Origin of the sequence: Kitasatospora phosalacinea (assembly GCF_000717185.1) — a bacterium.
GTDB lineage: Bacteria > Actinomycetota > Actinomycetes > Streptomycetales > Streptomycetaceae > Kitasatospora > Kitasatospora phosalacinea_A.
In genome coordinates, this window is sequence record NZ_JNYE01000078.1 from 24,241 (window position 1) to 40,580 (window position 16,340).

The following is a 16,340-nucleotide window of genomic DNA, read 5'->3' on the forward strand; positions in this document are numbered from 1 at the left end:
TCCCTAGCCCGCGTGACCCTTTTACCCAGCCTAGGTCGGTGCGTGCGGTTTTCCGGTGAAGTGCGGTGGTCAGTCGGTGGCGGGCACCCGGGTGAGCAGCCAGGGTTCGACCAGGCCGAGGCCGCGGACGGGGCGGCGCCACATCGGCTGGAGGTTGAAGCGGTGGCCGGGGGCGGGTTCGCTCTCGGGGAGGCTCGCGGTGCCGTGCTGGTCGAGCGCGGCGGCGAGTTCGCCGTCGACCAGGACGGCGTCCTTGGGGGCGATGGAGGTGAGCCGGGAGGCGAGGTTGACGGTGGTGCCGAAGACGTCGCCCATCCGGGAGGTGACGGTGCCGAAGGCCATGCCGACCCGCAGGGCGGGCATGTTGTCCTCCTTGGCGAGCGTCTCGACCAGGGAGAGGGCGATCTCGGCGACGGTGGCCGGGTCCTCGGAGACGAACAGGATCTCGTCGCCCAGGGTCTTGACCACCCGGCCGCCCTGTCCGGCGATCAGGTCGGAGCAGGTGTTCTCGAAGCCCTCGACGAGTTCGCCGAGTTCCTCCTCCTCCAGGCGGCGGGAGAGCCGGGTGAAGCCGACCAGGTCGGCGAAGGCGACGGCGAGGCGGCCGGAGGTGACCTCGTGGTCCTCGGCGGCCTGGACGACCCGGCCGGTGACGGCGGCGAGCTGGCGGCGCCAGACGTACACCAGGAACTGCTCCAGCTCGGGCAGCAGCAGTTCGACCAGCGGGTAGGCGACGTCGGAGCGGCTCATGCCGGGTTCGACGGGCTGGGTGAGGTTGTCGAGGAAGGTGTCCATCTGCCAGCCGGCCAGCCGGGCGGTGGTCTGGCCGGTGGAGCGGGCGACCTGGATCGCCATGGGTTCGCTGAGCAGCCCGGACTCGATCAGGCCGGCCAGGCGGCGCAGCGCGATCACGTCGTTGTCGGTGAGCGCGCGGGACTGGCCGATGTCGGGGAAGCCCATGGCGCGCCAGAACCGGGTGGCCAGGTCCATCGGGACCTCGGCGGCGCGCGCGGCCTGGTACGGGGTGTACTTGCGCGGCGCGTCGAGGATCAGCCGCTCCAGGTCGGTGGCGACGGTGGTCTCGTCCGTCGCGCCGCTGCCGGAGCCCGTCGTGCCGCCGCCGTTGTCTGTCACCGGTCCGTCCCCGTGCGGTGGGCCGCACTTGTGTCTTGCCGTCTCCGAGGTGCGGGCAGCCGACCACCGCGGGGGGTAGTGGCGAGCCTCACACCGCTGCCAGGTGGAATGTTCGCACGGAATCGCGTAATCCGGGGCATCCGCCCGGCAGCCGGTCGGCCGGTCCCGCAGGGTGAGACCGGACCCTCCCGGAGCGGAGGGCTCCGGTCCTCGCGGTCCCGGCCCCGCCGCGCTCAGTCCTGCGGGCGCACGTGCACCACGTCCCCGGCGGCGACGGGGTGCCGGGCGCCGTCGGGGGTGCGCACCACCAGTCGGCCGTCGCCGTCCACCGCGACGGCCTCGCCGAGCAGTTCGCGCTCCCCGGGCAGGTGGACCCGCACCTGCCGGTTCAGCGTGGTGCAGCGGGCGGTGTACGCGGGCAGCAGGCCGCTGGCGTGCGGGTCGCCCGCGGCGGCGGTCCACTCGCCGTACAGTTCGGCGAACTCGCGCAGCACGGCGCGCAGCAGGGTGGGCCGGTCGGTGGTCGCGGCGCCGGCCAGGGCGAGCGAGGTCGCGGTGGGGACGGGCAGTTCGTCGGCGCGCAGCGAGACGTTCAGGCCGACCCCGGCCACCACGGCGCCGCCGGAGAGTTCGGTGAGGATGCCGCCGAGCTTGCGCTCCTGCCCGTCGACGACGGCCTGCAGGTCGTTGGGCCACTTCAGGCCGGTGCGCAGTTCGGCGACCCGGTCGAGGGTCGCGGAGACGGCGGTGCCGATCAGGATCGGCAGCCAGCCGTAGCGCTCCGCCGGCACGCCCTGCGGGCGCAGCAGCAGCGACAGGAACAGCCCGGAGCGCGGCGGCGCGTTCCAGCGGCGGTCCAGGCGGCCGCGTCCGGCGTGCTGCGACTCGGCGACCAGGACGGCGCCCTCGGGTGCGCCGTCCTTCGCGCGGGCGGCGAGGTCGGCGTTGGTGGAGCCGGTCTCGCTCACCACATCGAGTGAGGTCCACAGCGCCCCGGTGCGCAGCAGGTCGAGCCGCAGCGCCCGTTCGTCCAGCGGCGGGCGCTCCAGGTCGGTCCACGGGGAGGGGCCGTCGTGGCCGAAGCCGCGCAGGCCGGAGCGGCGGGGGCGGGGGCTGTCGGGTGTGGTCACCCGGCCAGCCTAGGCTCCGCAGCGGTCGGCGCACGCCGCATCATCGTCCCGCAGGACGGGCAGGTGGGCGATGTGTCGATGGCCATAAACACGGACGCCCCCGTCCTGGATACGCTACCGAACGGTAGACCGCAGCGCCGCCCTGCCCGCAACCCTCGCGCGCCGGGCCGGCGGCCGAGGACGCAGGGAGAGCCACCCGAATGACCCAGGCACCGCAGGACCCGCACACCACCGCCGGGAAACTCGCCGACCTGCGCCGGCGGATCGACGAGGCGGTGCACTCCGGCTCGGCCGCGGCGGTCGAGAAGCAGCACGCCAAGGGCAAGCTGACCGCCCGTGAGCGGATCGCCGAACTGCTGGACGAGGACTCCTTCGTGGAGTTCGACGAGTTCGCCCGGCACCGCTCCACCAACTTCGGCCAGGAGAAGAACCGCCCGTACGGCGACGGCGTGGTCACCGGCTACGGCACCGTGGACGGCCGCCAGGTCGCCGTGTTCGCGCAGGACTTCACGGTGTTCGGCGGCTCGCTGGGCGAGGTGTTCGGCGAGAAGATCGTCAAGGTGATGGACTTCGCGCTGAAGACCGGCTGCCCGATGATCGGCATCAACGACTCCGGCGGCGCCCGGATCCAGGAGGGCGTGGTCTCGCTCGGCCTGTACGGCGAGATCTTCCGCCGCAACGTGCACGCCTCCGGCGTGATCCCGCAGATCTCGCTGATCATGGGCCCGTGCGCGGGCGGCGCGGTCTACTCCCCCGCGGTGACCGACTTCGTGGTGATGGCCGACAAGACCTCCCACATGTTCATCACCGGGCCGGACGTGATCAGGACCGTCACCGGCGAGACCGTCGACATGGAGGAGCTGGGCGGCGCCCGCACCCACAACACCAAGTCCGGCAACGCGCACCACCTGGCCGCCGACGAGAAGGAGGCCATCGAGTACGTCAAGGCGCTGCTGTCGTACCTGCCCTCCAACAACCTCAGCGACCCGCCGGCCTACCCCGAGGAGGCCGACCTCTCCGTCACCGCCGAGGACCTCGAACTCGACACCATCGTCCCGGACTCGGCGAACCAGCCGTACGACATCCGCCGGGTCGTCGAGCGCGTCCTGGACGACGGCGACTTCCTGGAGGTCCAGCCGCTGTACGCGGGCAACGTCGTGGTCGGCTTCGGCCGGGTCGAGGGCCACCCGGTCGGCGTGGTCGGCAACCAGCCGATGGACCTGGCCGGCTGCCTGGACATCGCGGCCAGCGAGAAGGCCGCCCGCTTCGTGCGGACCTGCGACGCCTTCAACATCCCGGTGCTGACCTTCGTCGACGTGCCCGGCTTCCTGCCCGGCACCGGGCAGGAGTGGGACGGCATCATCCGGCGCGGCGCCAAGCTGATCTTCGCCTACGCGGAGGCCACCGTGCCGCTGATCACCGTCATCACCCGCAAGGCCTTCGGCGGCGCGTACGACGTGATGGGCTCCAAGCACCTCGGCGCCGACCTCAACCTGGCCTGGCCGACCGCCCAGATCGCCGTGATGGGCGCCCAGGGCGCGGTCAACATCCTGCACCGCCGGGAGATCGCGGCCGCCGAGGCCCAGGGCGTCGGCGAGGAGCGCCGCACCGAGCTCCTCGCCTCGTACGAGGACACCCTGCTCAACCCGTACCTGGCCGCCGAGCGCGGCTACGTCGACGCGGTCATCGCGCCCAGCGAGACCCGGCGGCACGTCGTCCGCGGACTGCGGGCGCTGCGCGGCAAGCGGGAGGCGCTGCCGCCCAAGAAGCACGGCAACATCCCGCTCTGACCCCGAAGGGACTCCCGCACCATGACCCCCATTCAGGTGCTGCACGGGCAGCCGACCCCCGAGGAGCTGGCCACCGTCCTGGCGGTGGTCCAATCCCGGGCCGCGACCCGGGCCGCCACCGGCCCCGCCCGCGGCCCGGCCACCGCCTGGACCACCCGCACCCCCCGTCCCCTCCCGCCCCCGGGCCCGCACGCCTGGCGCACCAGCCTCTGGACGCGCTGAACCTTTCAGCGGGAGGGACGCGCGGAGGGCGCGGACCGGGGCCGCTGCGCAGCACGGAGCGAGCCGTTCCCCGCGCCCGGGGCGGGGCTCCTTACGGCTCCCCCCGGCCGGTCAGCGCGAAGCTGCCCGGTCCGAGGGCCGCGATCAGGAGGAACGCCCAGCAGAACAGGACGGCGGGCTCGCCGCCGTTCTGGAGCGGGAAGAGGGCGTTCTCCTGGTGGACGGTGAAGTAGGCGTAGGCCATGGAGCCGGAGGCGACGAGCGCGGCGATCCGGGTGCCGAGGCCGAGCGCGACGAGGACGCCGCAGGCCAGCTGGATGACGGCGGCGTACCAGCCGGGCCAGGTGCCGGCCTTGACGGTGCCGCCGCCGTGGGCCCCGCCGAGGACGCCGAACAGCGAGGCGGCGCCGTGGCAGGCGAAGAGCAGGCCGACCACGGCGCGGTGGAGCGCGATGAGGTGGGGGCGGGCCGCGGCGGTGGTGGTCCGCGCGGTGGTGAGGAACTGGGACACGGGGGCTTCTCCTCAGTCGTAACCAGTGGGGTGGTCCTGAGAGGTGCGTGCGTGCGTGCCCTGACCATGTGGGAGGCATGGTGTCGGGCGCAGCAGCGGACCGGCGGCCCGCACGCCGCCGATCATGGACCCGACAATCCAATTGCTCCATTGCAGGGAACCGGGGCCGGAACGTCAAGCGGGCACCCGAACCAATTCCGGTGCGGCGGACTGAGTACGGATACTCAGGCGCGCCCCGCACCGCCCGTTGCAGGCTGGTGAGGTGCTCTGGTCAGACCCCCGCGACGAGCCGTCGCAAGAGGCCCGCGAGGTGCTGCGCAGGCTGCGGCGGACGGCCCTGGTGCTCGCGCTGCTGGTGCTCGCGGGGGCCGCCCTGGTGCTGGTGTAGCCGGGCGCGGCCCTAGGCTTGGCCGCATGACCGCTCGCCGCCCGCTGGTTCTCGCGTCCGCCTCCCCCGCCCGGCTGGGCCTGCTGCGGCAGGCGGGCCTGGATCCGCTGGTGCGGGTGAGCGGGGTGGACGAGGACGCGCTGAGCGCCGCGACGCCCGGGGAGCTGGCGCTGGTGCTGGCGGTGGCCAAGGCGGAGAAGGTGGCGCAGGAGCTGGCCGCGGAGCCGGGCGAGCCGCCGCTCGTGGTCGGCTGCGACTCGGTGCTGGAGCTGGACGGCGTCGCGCTGGGCAAGCCCGCCGACGCGGCGGAGGCGGTGGCCCGCTGGCGGTCGATGCGGGGGCGTTCGGGCGTGCTGCGCACCGGCCACTGCGTGATCGACGCCGCGACCGGGCGGCGGGCGGCCGAGACCGCCTCCACCACCGTCCGGTTCGGGACGCCCGACGACGCCGAGGTCGCCGCCTACGTCGCCTCCGGCGAACCGCTGCACGTGGCCGGGGCGTTCACCCTGGACGGCCGTTCGGCACCGTTCGTGGAGGGCGTCGACGGCGACCCCGGCAACGTGATCGGGCTGTCGCTGCCGCTGCTGCGCCGCCTGCTCGCCGAGTTGGACGTGCGCATCACCGACCTGTGGACGCCGGCCTCCTAACCCGCCGCGGGGGCGTGCTCGGCCAGGTAGCCGAGGACGTCGGGCAGGGCGCCGTCCTGGAGCAGCGGGGCGCCGTGGTTGCTGCCGGGGTAGATCTTGAGCCGCTTGTCCTCGGCGACGGAGGCGTCGTAGAGGGCCCGGGCGTCGTCGGCGAACGGGGAGTCGAGCTGCTCGGCGGCGAAGTAGGTGGGCGTCCTGACCACGGTCACCGCGAGCGCGGCGTTGAACAGCGAGTACGCCTCGGGCGAGCTGAGCGAGACCACGGCCTTGACCGGCAGCGGGTTGTCGAGCTTGGCCGCGACCAGCGAGGCGGCGGCGCCCTTGGAGGCGCCGACCAGGACGACCTGGGTGACGCCCTTGCCCTGGTAGTAGCGTTCGGCGGCCTTGATGGCCTCGGTGACGTCGCCCGAACAGGTGACGGCGAGGATCGCGTACCCGGCCCCGGTGAACCGGTCGAAGTCCGGGGCCCACTCGCAGAGCGAGCCCTCGGCCTGGTGCGAGAAGATCACGCCGACCTTGGCGTGCCCGGCGTCGGAGTCGCGGTAGTAGGCGTCCAGGTAGTTCCCGGCGGCGGTGCCGCCGTCGAGGGTGAAGGCGCCCGCGGCGGCCTGGTCCCGGGTGAGGCAGCCGTAGGTGTTGACGCTCGGACTGGGCGGGGCGGCGGCCCCGCCGGAGCCGGAGCCGCCGGAGCAGGCGGTGAGCAGCAGCGCGGTCGCGGCCAGCGCGACGGGCAGCGTGGAACGCTTCACGTTTCCCCCGTGAATCGTGCGGACGGTGCGGTGGTGGCTGAGACGCTAGGGAGCGGGCGGATCGGGGTCAATGGTCCGGACCATTCCGTTATCGCGGGGGCGCGGCGGGAAATGGAGCGCCGTGTTCCGCTTCCGGGGTGCGGAATCGGACAGAACCGGGCCCGCACATCTGTCGCAGAGTTCCACTCCGCTGCCCGCGGGGCCCCGTTAGGCTGACGCAGCCGGGCCGGAGAGGAGCGACGAGGAGCGGAAGATGACCGATGGTGTGCTCAACGTCGTTCTGGGGGTGGTCGCTTCGGCGGTCAGCGGCGGGCTCGGCTGGCTGGCCCAGTCGCTGCGCCGGCGCCGCCGCCTGGAGCGGGAGCGGGCCTTCTTCGGCCTCCCGGCCGCCGGTGAGGCGCTGCTGGTGGTGAACCGTCAGGCCGGTGCGCCGGACCGGGCGAGCGTGGCCCGCGACGACGTGTACGCGCTGATGGAGCTGGCCGCGCTGGTGCGCGGCTGCGGCGCGCAGGCGACGCTGACCGGGCACGACGAGGTCCGGCAGGGGCTGGGCGACAAGACCGAGTTCTGCGTGGGCGGCCCGACCAGCAACAAGCGGACGGCCGCGCACCTGGCGTCCTGGCTGCCCGGGATCTCCTACCGCGACCCGCTGCCGGACGCCGGGCACCCGGTGCCGACGCTGGTGGTCGGCCCGCGGGAGTACGCCTTCCGGACGTCCGCGGAGCAGCCGGGCGGGCAGGCGTACGTGCTGCTGGCCCGGGTGCACCTGCGCGCGGGCAGCCGTCCGGTGTTCGTGATAGCCGGGCAGACGGCGGTGTCCAACCACGCGGCGGCCCGCTACCTGGCCTCGCACCACCGGACGCTGGCCCGCAGGCACGGCCGGGACGGCGCGTTCGCGGTGGTGCTGCGCCTGGTGAACGCCAGGGCCTACGGACCGGACGTGGTCGAGTTCGAGGCCGACGTGACGGCCGCGGCGACCACCCGCCCCCAGCCGGCGGCCGTCTGAACCGACCCGGTGTGGCCAAGGCCACCCCGACCCCGCGGACCCTCCCGCACCGCGGCGCGCGGGCGCTCCGGCCCCGCTGCCTGCGGCGCGGCGCCAACCTCCGCCGCCCGTACGGGAGTCCGACCACCGAGCGTGTGAGCACGCTCACCACCAGGGACTACTCGCCGGTAGCGCCCTCCAATCCATAGACTCGACGAGGTTCGAGAAGGGAGCCACAGTGCGCAAGGTGCTCATCGCCAACCGCGGAGAAATCGCCGTCCGCGTCGCCCGGGCCTGCCGGGATGCGGGTATCGCCAGCGTCGCGGTGTACGCGGAGCCTGACCGGGACGCGCTGCACGTGCGGGCGGCCGACGAGGCGTACGCGCTGGGCGGCGACACCCCCGCCACCAGCTACCTGGACATCGCCAAGGTGCTCAGGGCCGCCGCGGACTCGGGGGCGGACGCGGTCCACCCCGGGTACGGCTTCCTGTCCGAGAACGCCGAGTTCGCGCAGGCCGTCATCGACGCGGGCCTGACCTGGATCGGCCCGCCGCCGCAGGCCATCCGCGACCTGGGCGACAAGGTCACCGCCCGGCACGTCGCCCAGCGCGCCGGCGCCCCGCTGGTCGCGGGCACCGCCGACCCGGTCTCGGGCGCCGAGGAGGTGGTGGCCTTCGCCGCCGTGCACGGCCTGCCGGTCGCCATCAAGGCGGCGTTCGGCGGCGGCGGCCGCGGCCTGAAGGTCGCCCGCACGCTGGACGAGATCCCCGAGCTGTACGACTCGGCGGTCCGCGAGGCGGTCGCCGCGTTCGGCCGCGGCGAGTGCTTCGTCGAGCAGTACCTGGACAAGCCGCGGCACGTGGAGACCCAGTGCCTGGCCGACCAGCACGGCAACGTGGTGGTCGTCTCCACCCGCGACTGCTCGCTGCAGCGCCGCCACCAGAAGCTGGTCGAGGAGGCGCCCGCGCCGTTCCTCACCCCCGAGCAGAACGCCGAGCTGTACCGCGCCTCCAAGGCGATCCTGCGCGAGGCGGGCTACGTCGGCGCCGGCACCTGCGAGTTCCTGGTCTCCCAGGACGGCCTGATCTCCTTCCTGGAGGTCAACACCCGCCTGCAGGTCGAGCACCCGGTCTCCGAGGAGGTCACCGGCCTCGACCTGGTCCGCGAGATGTTCCGGATCGCGGACGGCGAGGAGCTCGGCTACGACGACCCGGAGGTCCGCGGCCACTCCTTCGAGTTCCGGATCAACGGCGAGGACCCGGGCCGCAACTTCCTGCCCGCGCCCGGCACCGTCACGCTGTTCGCCCCGCCGTCCGGCCCGGGCGTCCGGCTGGACGCCGGTGTCGAGTCCGGCTCGGTGATCGGCCCCGCCTGGGACTCCCTGCTGGCCAAGCTGATCGTCACCGGCACCGACCGCAAGCAGGCCCTGCAGCGCGCCCGGCGCGCCCTGGAGGAGTTCAAGGTCGAGGGCATGGCCACCGCCATCCCGTTCCACCAGGCCGTGGTGACCGACCCCGCCTTCGCCCCCGAACTGACCGGCTCCACCGAGCCGTTCAAGGTCTTCACCCGGTGGATCGAGACCGAGTTCGAGAACACCATCCCGGCGTTCGCCGGTGCCGGTGCCGACGGCGAGGAGCCCGAGGGCCGGGAGACCGTGGTCGTCGAGGTCGGCGGCAAGCGGATCGAGGTCTCGCTGCCGTCCTCGCTGGGCGTCGCCGCGGCCCCCGCGGCCGGTGCGTCCGCCGCCAAGGCCAAGCGCCGGGCGGGCACCGCCAAGAAGGCCGGCTCGGCGGTCTCCGGCGACACCCTGGCCTCGCCGATGCAGGGCACCATCGTGAAGGTCGCCGTGGAGGAGGGCCAGGTCGTCGCCGAGGGCGAGCTGATCGTCGTCCTGGAGGCGATGAAGATGGAGCAGCCGCTGAACGCCCACAAGGCCGGCACCGTCGTCGGCCTCAAGGCCGAGGTCGGCGCCTCGGTCTCCAGCGGCGCCGCGCTCTGCGAGATCAAGGACGTCTGAGCACCGGACGCACGACGGAAGGGCGGCGGGGTCCCCGGACCCCGCCGCCCTTCCGGCTACCCGGCCGCGCCCAGCACCAACTCCTCGACGCCGCACAGGAACTGCGCCATCTGCTCGCGGTCCAGCAGCGCGCCGTCCACCACCATCCGCAGCTCCACCGCACCGGGCACCATGACCACGTCCACCGCGACGGACACCCCCGGGCGGGCCGGGAACACGTCGGGGAAGCTCAACTCCCGCTCCACCGCCGCCGCCTGCTCCGTCCCGTCGGGCATCAGCGCGGCCAGGGGGTCCCGGGTGTCGTTCCAGAACACCGAGTGGTCGGCCAACTCGACGCCCGCGGACCGCAGTTCCGCCAGGTCGGCGTCCAACTTCGGCTTGTCGTAACCGGAGTGGCGGTAGGCGGTGAGCGCCGGGCCGTGGGCGCGGCGGACGGTCTCGGCGAACTCGTCGGCGACCTCCGGGAGGTGGAACAGGCCCTCCTGGGCGAGCGTGGTGACGGCCTCGGCGGCCTGCCCGGTGAACCGGTTGCCGACCACCACCTGGCACAGGAAGCCGCGCTGCCCGCCGAGCCGCGCCAACTCGGTGGCGGCGGCGGCCAGCAGCACCGTGGCGTCGCTGCTGCGCAGCCGGGCGGCGGCCACCGGCAGCGCGGCGGCCAGCGCCGGGGAGCGCAGCAGCGCGTACGGGAAGGGCCGCTCCGGGTCGGGCTCGGCGGCCGGGCGGGGCAGCAGGGCGCGCGGGCCGAGCGCCAGCTTCTCCCGCCAGTGCCGCCGGGCGGCGGCGTCCCGGCGGCGGCCGCGCGGCGAGCACTGCTCGGCGGCCTCCTCCAGCGGCTGGGCGAACTCCCGTTCGGCGCGCAGCTCCCCGGCGGTGCGCCCGGCGGTCAGCAGCATCAGGTCGCGGACCATCCGGCGCATCCCCCAGCCGTCCGCGGCGGTGTGCGAGAGCACGATCACGGCCTGCCGGACCAGGCCGTCGACCAGCACCAGGGCCAGCCGCAGCGGCCAGCCGCGGGCCAGGTCGAAGGGCTCGGCGGCGTACGCGGCGGCCAGGTCCGCGGCGTCCGCGGCGGCCCGTTCGGGCGTGTCCCGGTGCAGCAGCGCCACCGGGAGGACGCCGTCCGCGTCGACGACCTGCACCAGGTCGCCGTCCTCCACGACCAGCCGGGTGCGCAACGCGTCGTGCAGGTCCAGCAGTTCGGCGTAGGCGCGGAGCACCGCCGCCGGCTCCGTGCCGGGGCCGACGGGGGCCGCCAGCCGCAGGTTGTAGCGGGGCGCCTCGGTGCCGAGCCGGACCAGGGCGGAGTGGATGGCGCGCTGGCCCCAGGTCGCGGGGCCGCGGCCGCCGCGGGCCCGACGCACCGTCAGTTCGGTCGTGCGGTCGAGTGTTTCGCTCGCTGCGTCCATGGGGGCAGACGCTACAAGCGGGGCGGTCGGGGCGGCCAGGGGTCGGCGACGGGCGGGCCGGAACCGGTCAGCGGGGCGGGCAGGCCGGGGGTCAGCGGATCCGCCCGGCGAGCCGGGCGGCGGTCGGCGGGGAACCGGGGGCAGTGCGGTGGTCGGCGGGGAGCCGGGCGGTGGTCGGCGGGGCCGCCCGTCAGCGGATCCGCCCGGCGAGCCGGGCGGCGGTCGGCGGGGAACCGGGGGCAGTGCGGTGGTCGGCGGGGAGCCGGGCGGTGGCTGGCCGGGCAGCGGGCTGCCGGGGGCCAGGCCGGGCGGCCCGGCCGGGCGGCGGGCGGCCTGCTGGTGCGCCCCGGACTCGGCGGCGGCCAGGCCGAGCGAGGCCACCGAGACCTGCACCCCGCAGTCGGCGAGCGCGTGCTGCTCGCGGGAGGTGAGGTCGTCCAGCAGGGTGCGCTCGTCGGTGACCAGCCGGGTGATCGCCTCGGTGGCGACGGTCTGGAACATGCTGTCCGCGCCGAGCTTGGTGTGGTCGGCCAGCACGATCACCTCGCTGGCGGCCTGCACCAGCGCCCGGTCCACCGAGGCGGAGAGCATGTTGGCGGTGGACAGGCCGCGTTCGGCGGTCAGGCCGCTGCCGGAGATGAACGCCTTGGTGACCCGCAGCCCGGCCAGCGACTGCTCGGCGCCGCTGCCCACCAGGGCGTAGTTGGAGCCGCGCAGGGTGCCGCCGGTCATCACCACCTCGACCCGGTTGGCGTGCGCCAGCGCCTGGGCGACCAGCAGCGAGTTGGTGACCACCGTCAGCCCCGGCACCCGGGCGAGCCGGCGGGCCAGCTCCTGGGTGGTGGTGCCGGCGCCGACCACGATGGCGTCGCCCTCCTCGACCATGTCCGCGGCGAGGTCGGCGATGGCGCTCTTCTCGGCGGTGGCGAGGTGGGTCTTCTGCGGGTAGCCCGGGTCACGGCTGAACCCGCCGGGCAGCACCGCTCCGCCGTGGCGGCGGTCGAGCAGCCCTTCGGACTCCAGCGCCCGGACGTCCCGGCGGACGGTGACTTCGGAGGTCTGGACGACGCGGGCCAGTTCGCGGAGCGACACGGCTCCGTTGGCGCGCACCATCTCGAGGATCAACTGGCGACGTTCTGCTGCAAACACAGGACCGACGGTAACCCGAGTGACCGTCTGCTTTCAGGCGTTTGCACCTGGTAACGGGATTTGCTCACCTCGGAACGGCGCACGACCGTACAATGCGCGCCCCGCCGACCGGGTGAGCCGGGCAGGGTGCGCCCGGCTCACTCCTGCGGACCCGCGCGCCCCTAGGACCCCGCGCCCTCGCGCTTGCGGATGTGCAGCTGGCGGGCCGCCTCGGCGGTCGAGCCGGACAGCGACGGGTAGACCGTGAAGGCGCTCGCGACCTGCTCCACCGTCAGGTTGTTGTCCACCGCCAGCGAGATGGAGTGGATCAGCTCGGAGGCGCGCGGGGCTACCACCACGCCGCCGACCACGATGCCGGTGCCGGGGCGGGCGAACAGCTTCACGAAGCCGTCCCGGATGCCCTGCATCTTGGCGCGCGGGTTGCCGCGCAGCGGGAGCTTGACCTCGACGGCGTCCATCTTCCCGCAGGACACGTCGGCGTGGGTGTAGCCGACGGTGGCGATCTCCGGGTCGGTGAACACGTTGGACGCCACGGTCTTCAGGTTCAGCGGCTGCACCGCGTCGCCGAGCGCGTGGTACATCGCGATCCGGCCCTGCATGGCGGCCACCGAGGCCAGCATGAAGACGCCGGTGCAGTCGCCCGCCGCGTACACGCCGGGGGCGGAGGTGCGGGAGACCCGGTCGACCTTGATCTGGCCCCAGTCGTTGACCGCGACCCCGGCCTCCTCCAGGCCCAGGTCCGCGGTGTTGGGGATGGAGCCGACCGCCATCAGACAGTGCGTGCCGGTGATCACCTTGCCGTCGGCCAGGGTCACCTCCACCCGGTCGCCGATCCTCTTGGCGCTCTCCGCGCGGGAGCGGCTCATCACGTTCATGCCGCGGCGGCGGAACACGTCCTCCAGCACCTCGGCGGCGTCCGGGTCCTCGCCGGGGAGCACCCGGTCGCGCGAGGAGACCAGCGTGACGTCCGAGCCGAGCGCCTGGTAGGCGCCGGCGAACTCGGCGCCGGTGACGCCGGAGCCGACCACGATCAGCTCGCGCGGCAGCTCCTCCAGGTCGTACACCTGCGTCCAGGCGAGGATCCGCTCGCCGTCCGGCTGGGCGTCGGGCAGCTCGCGCGGGCGGACGCCGGTGGCGATCAGCACCGCGTCGGCGCGCACCGACTCGACGCCGCCGTCGGCGAGGTCGACCAGCACCTCGCGGGAGCCGTCGATCGCCTGGCCGCCGGTGCCGAGCCGGCCGCGGCCGCGCAGCACGGTGACCCCGGCGCGGGTGACCGCCTGGGTGATGTCGTGGGACTGGGCGATCGCCAGGCGCTTCACGCGCCGGTTGACCTTGCCGAGGTCGACGCCGACCACCCGGGCCGGGTCGGCCGGGTCCGGCGTGCCGTCCGCGACCAGGATGCCGAGTTCCTCGTAGGAGCTGTCGAAGCTGGTCATCACCTCGGCGGTGGCGATCAGCGTCTTCGACGGCACGCAGTCCGTCAGCACCGCCGATCCGCCCAGACCGTCGCGGTCGACGACGGTCACCTCCGCGCCGAGCTGGGCGGCCACGAGGGCCGCCTCGTATCCGCCTGGTCCGCCACCGATGATCACGATCCGAGTCACGTGCCCCATTGTCCCGCATGCCGGAACCGATTCCACGCCGGGGCCGTTGTTGTTCCCCTCCCGGTCAGCCGGTCTGCCGGATCGAGGCCCCGACGAGCAGCCCGTTGGACACCGTGTAGGTGCCCTCGTAGGTCTTCGTGCTGCCGTCGGTCTGCACCGCGTAGATCACCGCGCGGACCTGGCCCGAGCCGAACTCGCTGCTGGTGCCGAGGTAGATCCTCGCCGTGGTGGCGTAGCCCTTCACCCAGCCGTCGTAGTCGCTGCCGCCGATGTACTTCCCGCCCAGCGCCCAGGCCGCGGCGTAGTCGTGGTCGGTGATGTCCTCGTAGTACTGGGTGACCACGGCGGTGGCGTTGGTGAGCGTCGGGTTGCCGCCCCGCGCGGTGGTGACCGTGACGGTCGGGTTCGGCGTGACGGTCGGGTTCGGCGTGGCGGTGACCGTCCGCGGGGTGACGGTGACCGTCGGGGTCGGGGTCGGGGTGACGGTGACCGTCGGCGTCGGGGTCGGCGTCGCGGTGACCGTCACCGCAGCCGGCGGGCTGGCTCCCGCCTGCCCGCCGCTGCCGCCGTTCGACCCGCAGCCGACCGCGGTCGCCAGCAGCACCGCCGCCACGACCGGGACACCCGCCACCACCGGTAGTTGTCGCATCAGGACGCTCCCGTCCGGCGCGCACCCCGCCCCCGACCCGACGGGTCCGCCCGCGGGGTGAGACCTCCCTCCACGGTAGGCCCGCTCCGGACGCGCAGCCCGGTGGACCGTCCCGCTCCCGTAGGCTGGCGCCATGTCGCTCTACGCCGCCTACGCCACCAACCTCGACGCCCGGCAGATGTCCCGCCGCGCCCCGCACTCCCCGCTGCGCGGCACCGGCTGGCTGCCCGGCTGGCGGCTGACCTTCGGCGGCGAGCAGCTCGGCTGGGAGGGCTCGCTGGCCACCGTGGTGGAGGACGAGAAGGAGCAGGTCTTCGTCTCGCTCTACGACGTCGCCCCGATGGACGCGGACGGCCTGGACCGCTGGGAGGGCGTGCAGCTCGGCATCTACCGCAAGGTGAAGCTGCGCGCGCAGACCCTGGACGGCGAGGTCGCGGTCTGGACGTACGTGCTGAACGACTACGAGGGCGGGCTGCCCGCCGCCCGCTACCTGGGCCTGATCGCGGACGCGGCGGAGAGCGCCGGTGCCCCCGACGACTACGTGCTGGACCTGCGCCGCCGCCCCTGCTGACGGGCGCGCCGCCCCTCGCCGGCCGTGGTGGGTTCCGCCGGGAACCCTTGCCGCCGCGGGGACGAATGCCGTGCTTCCACGCAATCCGGGTAACGATCCGGCATGGCCTGGGCGTGCTGTCTACGCGCGTAGGCAGATTTGACCTATCCTCGACCGTGTGAACGCATCTCCTCAGACGGTCGTCTCCGCCGACCCCTACGCCGCCGCCCGGGGCGCCGCCGACCGGCTGCGCGAACTCACCGGCGCCGAGCGCCACGACGTCGCCCTGGTGATGGGCTCCGGCTGGGTGCCGGCCGCCGACGCCCTGGGCGAGACACTCGCGGAGTTCCCGGTCACCGACCTGCCCGGCTTCCCCGCCCCCGCGGTGGCCGGCCACGCCGGGACCATCCGCTCGGTGCGGATCCCCGGCGCGGGCGAGGAGCGCCGGGCCCTGGTCTTCCTCGGCCGCAACCACTACTACGAGGGCCACGGCGTGGCCACCGTGGTGCACGGCGTGCGCACCGCCGCCGCGGCGGGCTGCCGGACGATCGTGCTCACCAACGGCTGCGGCGGCCTGCGCGAGGGCTGGGTCCCCGGCCAGCCGGTGCTGATCAGCGACCACATCAACCTGACCGCGGACTCCCCGATCGTCGGCGCCAACTTCGTCGACCTCACCGACCTGTACTCCAAGCGCCTGCGCACCCTCTGCCGCGAGATCGACCCGTCCCTCGACGAGGCCGTCTACGTGCAGTTCCGCGGCCCGCACTACGAGACCCCGGCCGAGGTCAACATGGCCCGGGTGATCGGCGGCGAACTCGTCGGCATGTCCACCACCCTGGAGGCCATCGCCGCCCGCGAGGCCGGCGCCGAGGTGCTCGGCATCTCGCTGGTCACCAACCTGGCCGCGGGCATCACCGGCGAGCCCCTCAACCACGCCGAGGTGCTGGAGGCCGGCAAGGCCTCCGCCGAGCGGATGGGCGCGCTGCTGGCGAAGGTCCTGGAGCGGATCTGACACCCCGGCGGGGGCCGGACTCCCGCCCCGCGCCGCCCGCCTGACGGAGAATCGGGTGATGTGGCGAGCAGCAGCACGGGGCGACGGGGCGGGAGCCGGACCGCCGCACCGGGACGGGGCCGGAGGCGGAGCGACGACGGCCGGCCCCGCGACCGGGCGGCCGGGCGACCGGCCGGAGCACGCCGGTCCGCAGAACCGGAACCGGCGCCGGCGCCGGCGCCGGGCGAACGGAAACCGGGCCCGCGGCACCGCGGCCATGCCGCTCGCCGGGCGCGGAGCGGCCCGGAGCCGGACGACCGGCGGAGCGGCCCGGCGCCGGCCGCCCGGCCCCGCACCGCGCCCCACCGCACGTCCTCGCCCTCGTTCCCGTCCGCACCCTCCGTACCTCTCC

At 74.3% G+C, this 16,340-nt stretch carries 15 protein-coding genes and 1 pseudogene; 8 read left to right on the forward strand and 8 right to left on the reverse strand.

Annotated elements, in window-relative coordinates:
* Positions 1–69 precede the first annotated feature (69 nt).
* Both OO57_RS27630 and OO57_RS27635 read right to left on the reverse strand, forming a co-directional pair.
* A complete protein-coding gene (locus OO57_RS27630; RefSeq protein WP_033255401.1) occupies positions 70–1,134 on the reverse strand; it encodes an adenylate/guanylate cyclase domain-containing protein in 1,065 nt (354 codons plus the stop codon).
* Positions 1,135–1,367: 233 nt separating this feature from the next.
* Positions 1,368–2,264 (reverse strand): biotin--[acetyl-CoA-carboxylase] ligase, encoded by an 897-nt coding sequence (locus OO57_RS27635; protein ID WP_418909914.1) that lies wholly within the window; start codon positions 2,262–2,264, stop codon positions 1,368–1,370.
* 200 nt (positions 2,265–2,464) lie between these two features.
* On the opposite strand from OO57_RS27635, the gene OO57_RS27640 reads away from it, so the two are divergent.
* Positions 2,465–4,054 (forward strand): acyl-CoA carboxylase subunit beta, encoded by a 1,590-nt coding sequence (locus OO57_RS27640; RefSeq protein WP_033255402.1) that lies wholly within the window; start codon positions 2,465–2,467, stop codon positions 4,052–4,054.
* A 21-nt stretch (positions 4,055–4,075) separates the two neighbouring features.
* Entirely contained in the window at positions 4,076–4,276 is a 201-nt protein-coding gene (locus OO57_RS27645; RefSeq protein ID WP_033255403.1) for an acyl-CoA carboxylase subunit epsilon, read from the forward strand.
* Between the two features lie 91 nt (positions 4,277–4,367).
* Here the strand turns inward: OO57_RS27645 and OO57_RS27650 are convergent, their stop codons facing one another.
* Positions 4,368–4,787 carry a DoxX family protein gene (locus OO57_RS27650; protein ID WP_033255404.1) on the reverse strand — a complete coding sequence of 140 codons (420 nt, stop codon included), beginning with the start codon at positions 4,785–4,787 and terminating at the stop codon, positions 4,368–4,370.
* Between the two features lie 262 nt (positions 4,788–5,049).
* Between OO57_RS27650 and mmpB the strand changes: the two genes are divergently transcribed.
* Both mmpB and OO57_RS27655 read left to right on the forward strand, forming a co-directional pair.
* Positions 5,050–5,175 (forward strand): morphogenic membrane protein MmpB, encoded by a 126-nt coding sequence (gene mmpB, locus OO57_RS46975; RefSeq protein ID WP_267884990.1) that lies wholly within the window; start codon positions 5,050–5,052, stop codon positions 5,173–5,175.
* Between the two features lie 26 nt (positions 5,176–5,201).
* Positions 5,202–5,822 carry a Maf family protein gene (locus OO57_RS27655; protein ID WP_033255405.1) on the forward strand — a complete coding sequence of 207 codons (621 nt, stop codon included), beginning with the start codon at positions 5,202–5,204 and terminating at the stop codon, positions 5,820–5,822.
* Here the strand turns inward: OO57_RS27655 and OO57_RS27660 are convergent.
* Complete coding sequence (locus OO57_RS27660) at positions 5,819–6,571, reverse strand: alpha/beta hydrolase (protein WP_033255406.1); 753 nt, start codon at positions 6,569–6,571, stop codon at positions 5,819–5,821. The genes OO57_RS27655 and OO57_RS27660 overlap by 4 nt on opposite strands.
* Before the next feature lie 253 nt (positions 6,572–6,824).
* Here OO57_RS27660 and OO57_RS27665 point away from each other — a divergent pair, with 253 nt between their 5' ends.
* Together OO57_RS27665 and OO57_RS27670 are read left to right on the forward strand one after the other, a co-directional pair.
* Entirely contained in the window at positions 6,825–7,577 is a 753-nt protein-coding gene (locus tag OO57_RS27665) for a hypothetical protein (protein WP_199811341.1), read from the forward strand.
* Between the two features lie 217 nt (positions 7,578–7,794).
* Positions 7,795–9,573 carry an acetyl/propionyl/methylcrotonyl-CoA carboxylase subunit alpha gene (locus tag OO57_RS27670; protein WP_033255408.1) on the forward strand — a complete coding sequence of 593 codons (1,779 nt, stop codon included), beginning with the start codon at positions 7,795–7,797 and terminating at the stop codon, positions 9,571–9,573.
* Positions 9,574–9,629: 56 nt separating this feature from the next.
* Here the strand turns inward: OO57_RS27670 and OO57_RS46020 are convergent, their stop codons facing one another.
* The 4 genes and pseudogenes from OO57_RS46020 to OO57_RS44170 form a co-directional block, all read right to left on the reverse strand.
* Positions 9,630–10,982 carry a condensation domain-containing protein gene (locus tag OO57_RS46020; protein WP_234337530.1) on the reverse strand — a complete coding sequence of 451 codons (1,353 nt, stop codon included), beginning with the start codon at positions 10,980–10,982 and terminating at the stop codon, positions 9,630–9,632.
* Positions 10,983–11,255: 273 nt separating this feature from the next.
* Positions 11,256–12,095: pseudogene (locus OO57_RS46025) on the reverse strand (DeoR/GlpR family DNA-binding transcription regulator); the annotation flags it as partial.
* A gap of 197 nt (positions 12,096–12,292) precedes the next feature.
* Positions 12,293–13,747 (reverse strand): NAD(P)H-quinone dehydrogenase, encoded by a 1,455-nt coding sequence (locus OO57_RS27680; RefSeq protein ID WP_033255409.1) that lies wholly within the window; start codon positions 13,745–13,747, stop codon positions 12,293–12,295.
* Between the two features lie 55 nt (positions 13,748–13,802).
* On the reverse strand, positions 13,803–14,387 hold the full coding sequence (locus OO57_RS44170; protein WP_158715244.1) for a hypothetical protein: 585 nt from the start codon (positions 14,385–14,387) through the stop codon (positions 13,803–13,805).
* A 133-nt stretch (positions 14,388–14,520) separates the two neighbouring features.
* Between OO57_RS44170 and OO57_RS27690 the strand changes: the two genes are divergently transcribed.
* Both OO57_RS27690 and OO57_RS27695 read left to right on the forward strand, forming a co-directional pair.
* On the forward strand, positions 14,521–14,958 hold the full coding sequence (locus tag OO57_RS27690; protein WP_033255410.1) for a gamma-glutamylcyclotransferase: 438 nt from the start codon (positions 14,521–14,523) through the stop codon (positions 14,956–14,958).
* Positions 14,959–15,115: 157 nt separating this feature from the next.
* Positions 15,116–15,949 carry a purine-nucleoside phosphorylase gene (locus OO57_RS27695; protein ID WP_033255411.1) on the forward strand — a complete coding sequence of 278 codons (834 nt, stop codon included), beginning with the start codon at positions 15,116–15,118 and terminating at the stop codon, positions 15,947–15,949.
* Positions 15,950–16,340: the final 391 nt, after the last annotated feature.

Coding starts and splice junctions, on each gene's coding strand:
- OO57_RS44170 (WP_158715244.1), bottom strand. CDS start 14,387: ATGCGACAACTACCGGTGGTGGCGGGTGTCCCGGTCGTGGCGGCGGTG.
- OO57_RS27680 (WP_033255409.1), bottom strand. CDS start 13,747: ATGGGGCACGTGACTCGGATCGTGATCATCGGTGGCGGACCAGGCGGA.
- OO57_RS27645 (WP_033255403.1), top strand. CDS start 4,076: ATGACCCCCATTCAGGTGCTGCACGGGCAGCCGACCCCCGAGGAGCTG.
- OO57_RS27655 (WP_033255405.1), top strand. CDS start 5,202: ATGACCGCTCGCCGCCCGCTGGTTCTCGCGTCCGCCTCCCCCGCCCGG.
- OO57_RS27640 (WP_033255402.1), top strand. CDS start 2,465: ATGACCCAGGCACCGCAGGACCCGCACACCACCGCCGGGAAACTCGCC.
- OO57_RS46020 (WP_234337530.1), bottom strand. CDS start 10,982: ATGGACGCAGCGAGCGAAACACTCGACCGCACGACCGAACTGACGGTG.
- OO57_RS27690 (WP_033255410.1), top strand. CDS start 14,521: ATGTCGCTCTACGCCGCCTACGCCACCAACCTCGACGCCCGGCAGATG.
- OO57_RS27665 (WP_199811341.1), top strand. CDS start 6,825: ATGACCGATGGTGTGCTCAACGTCGTTCTGGGGGTGGTCGCTTCGGCG.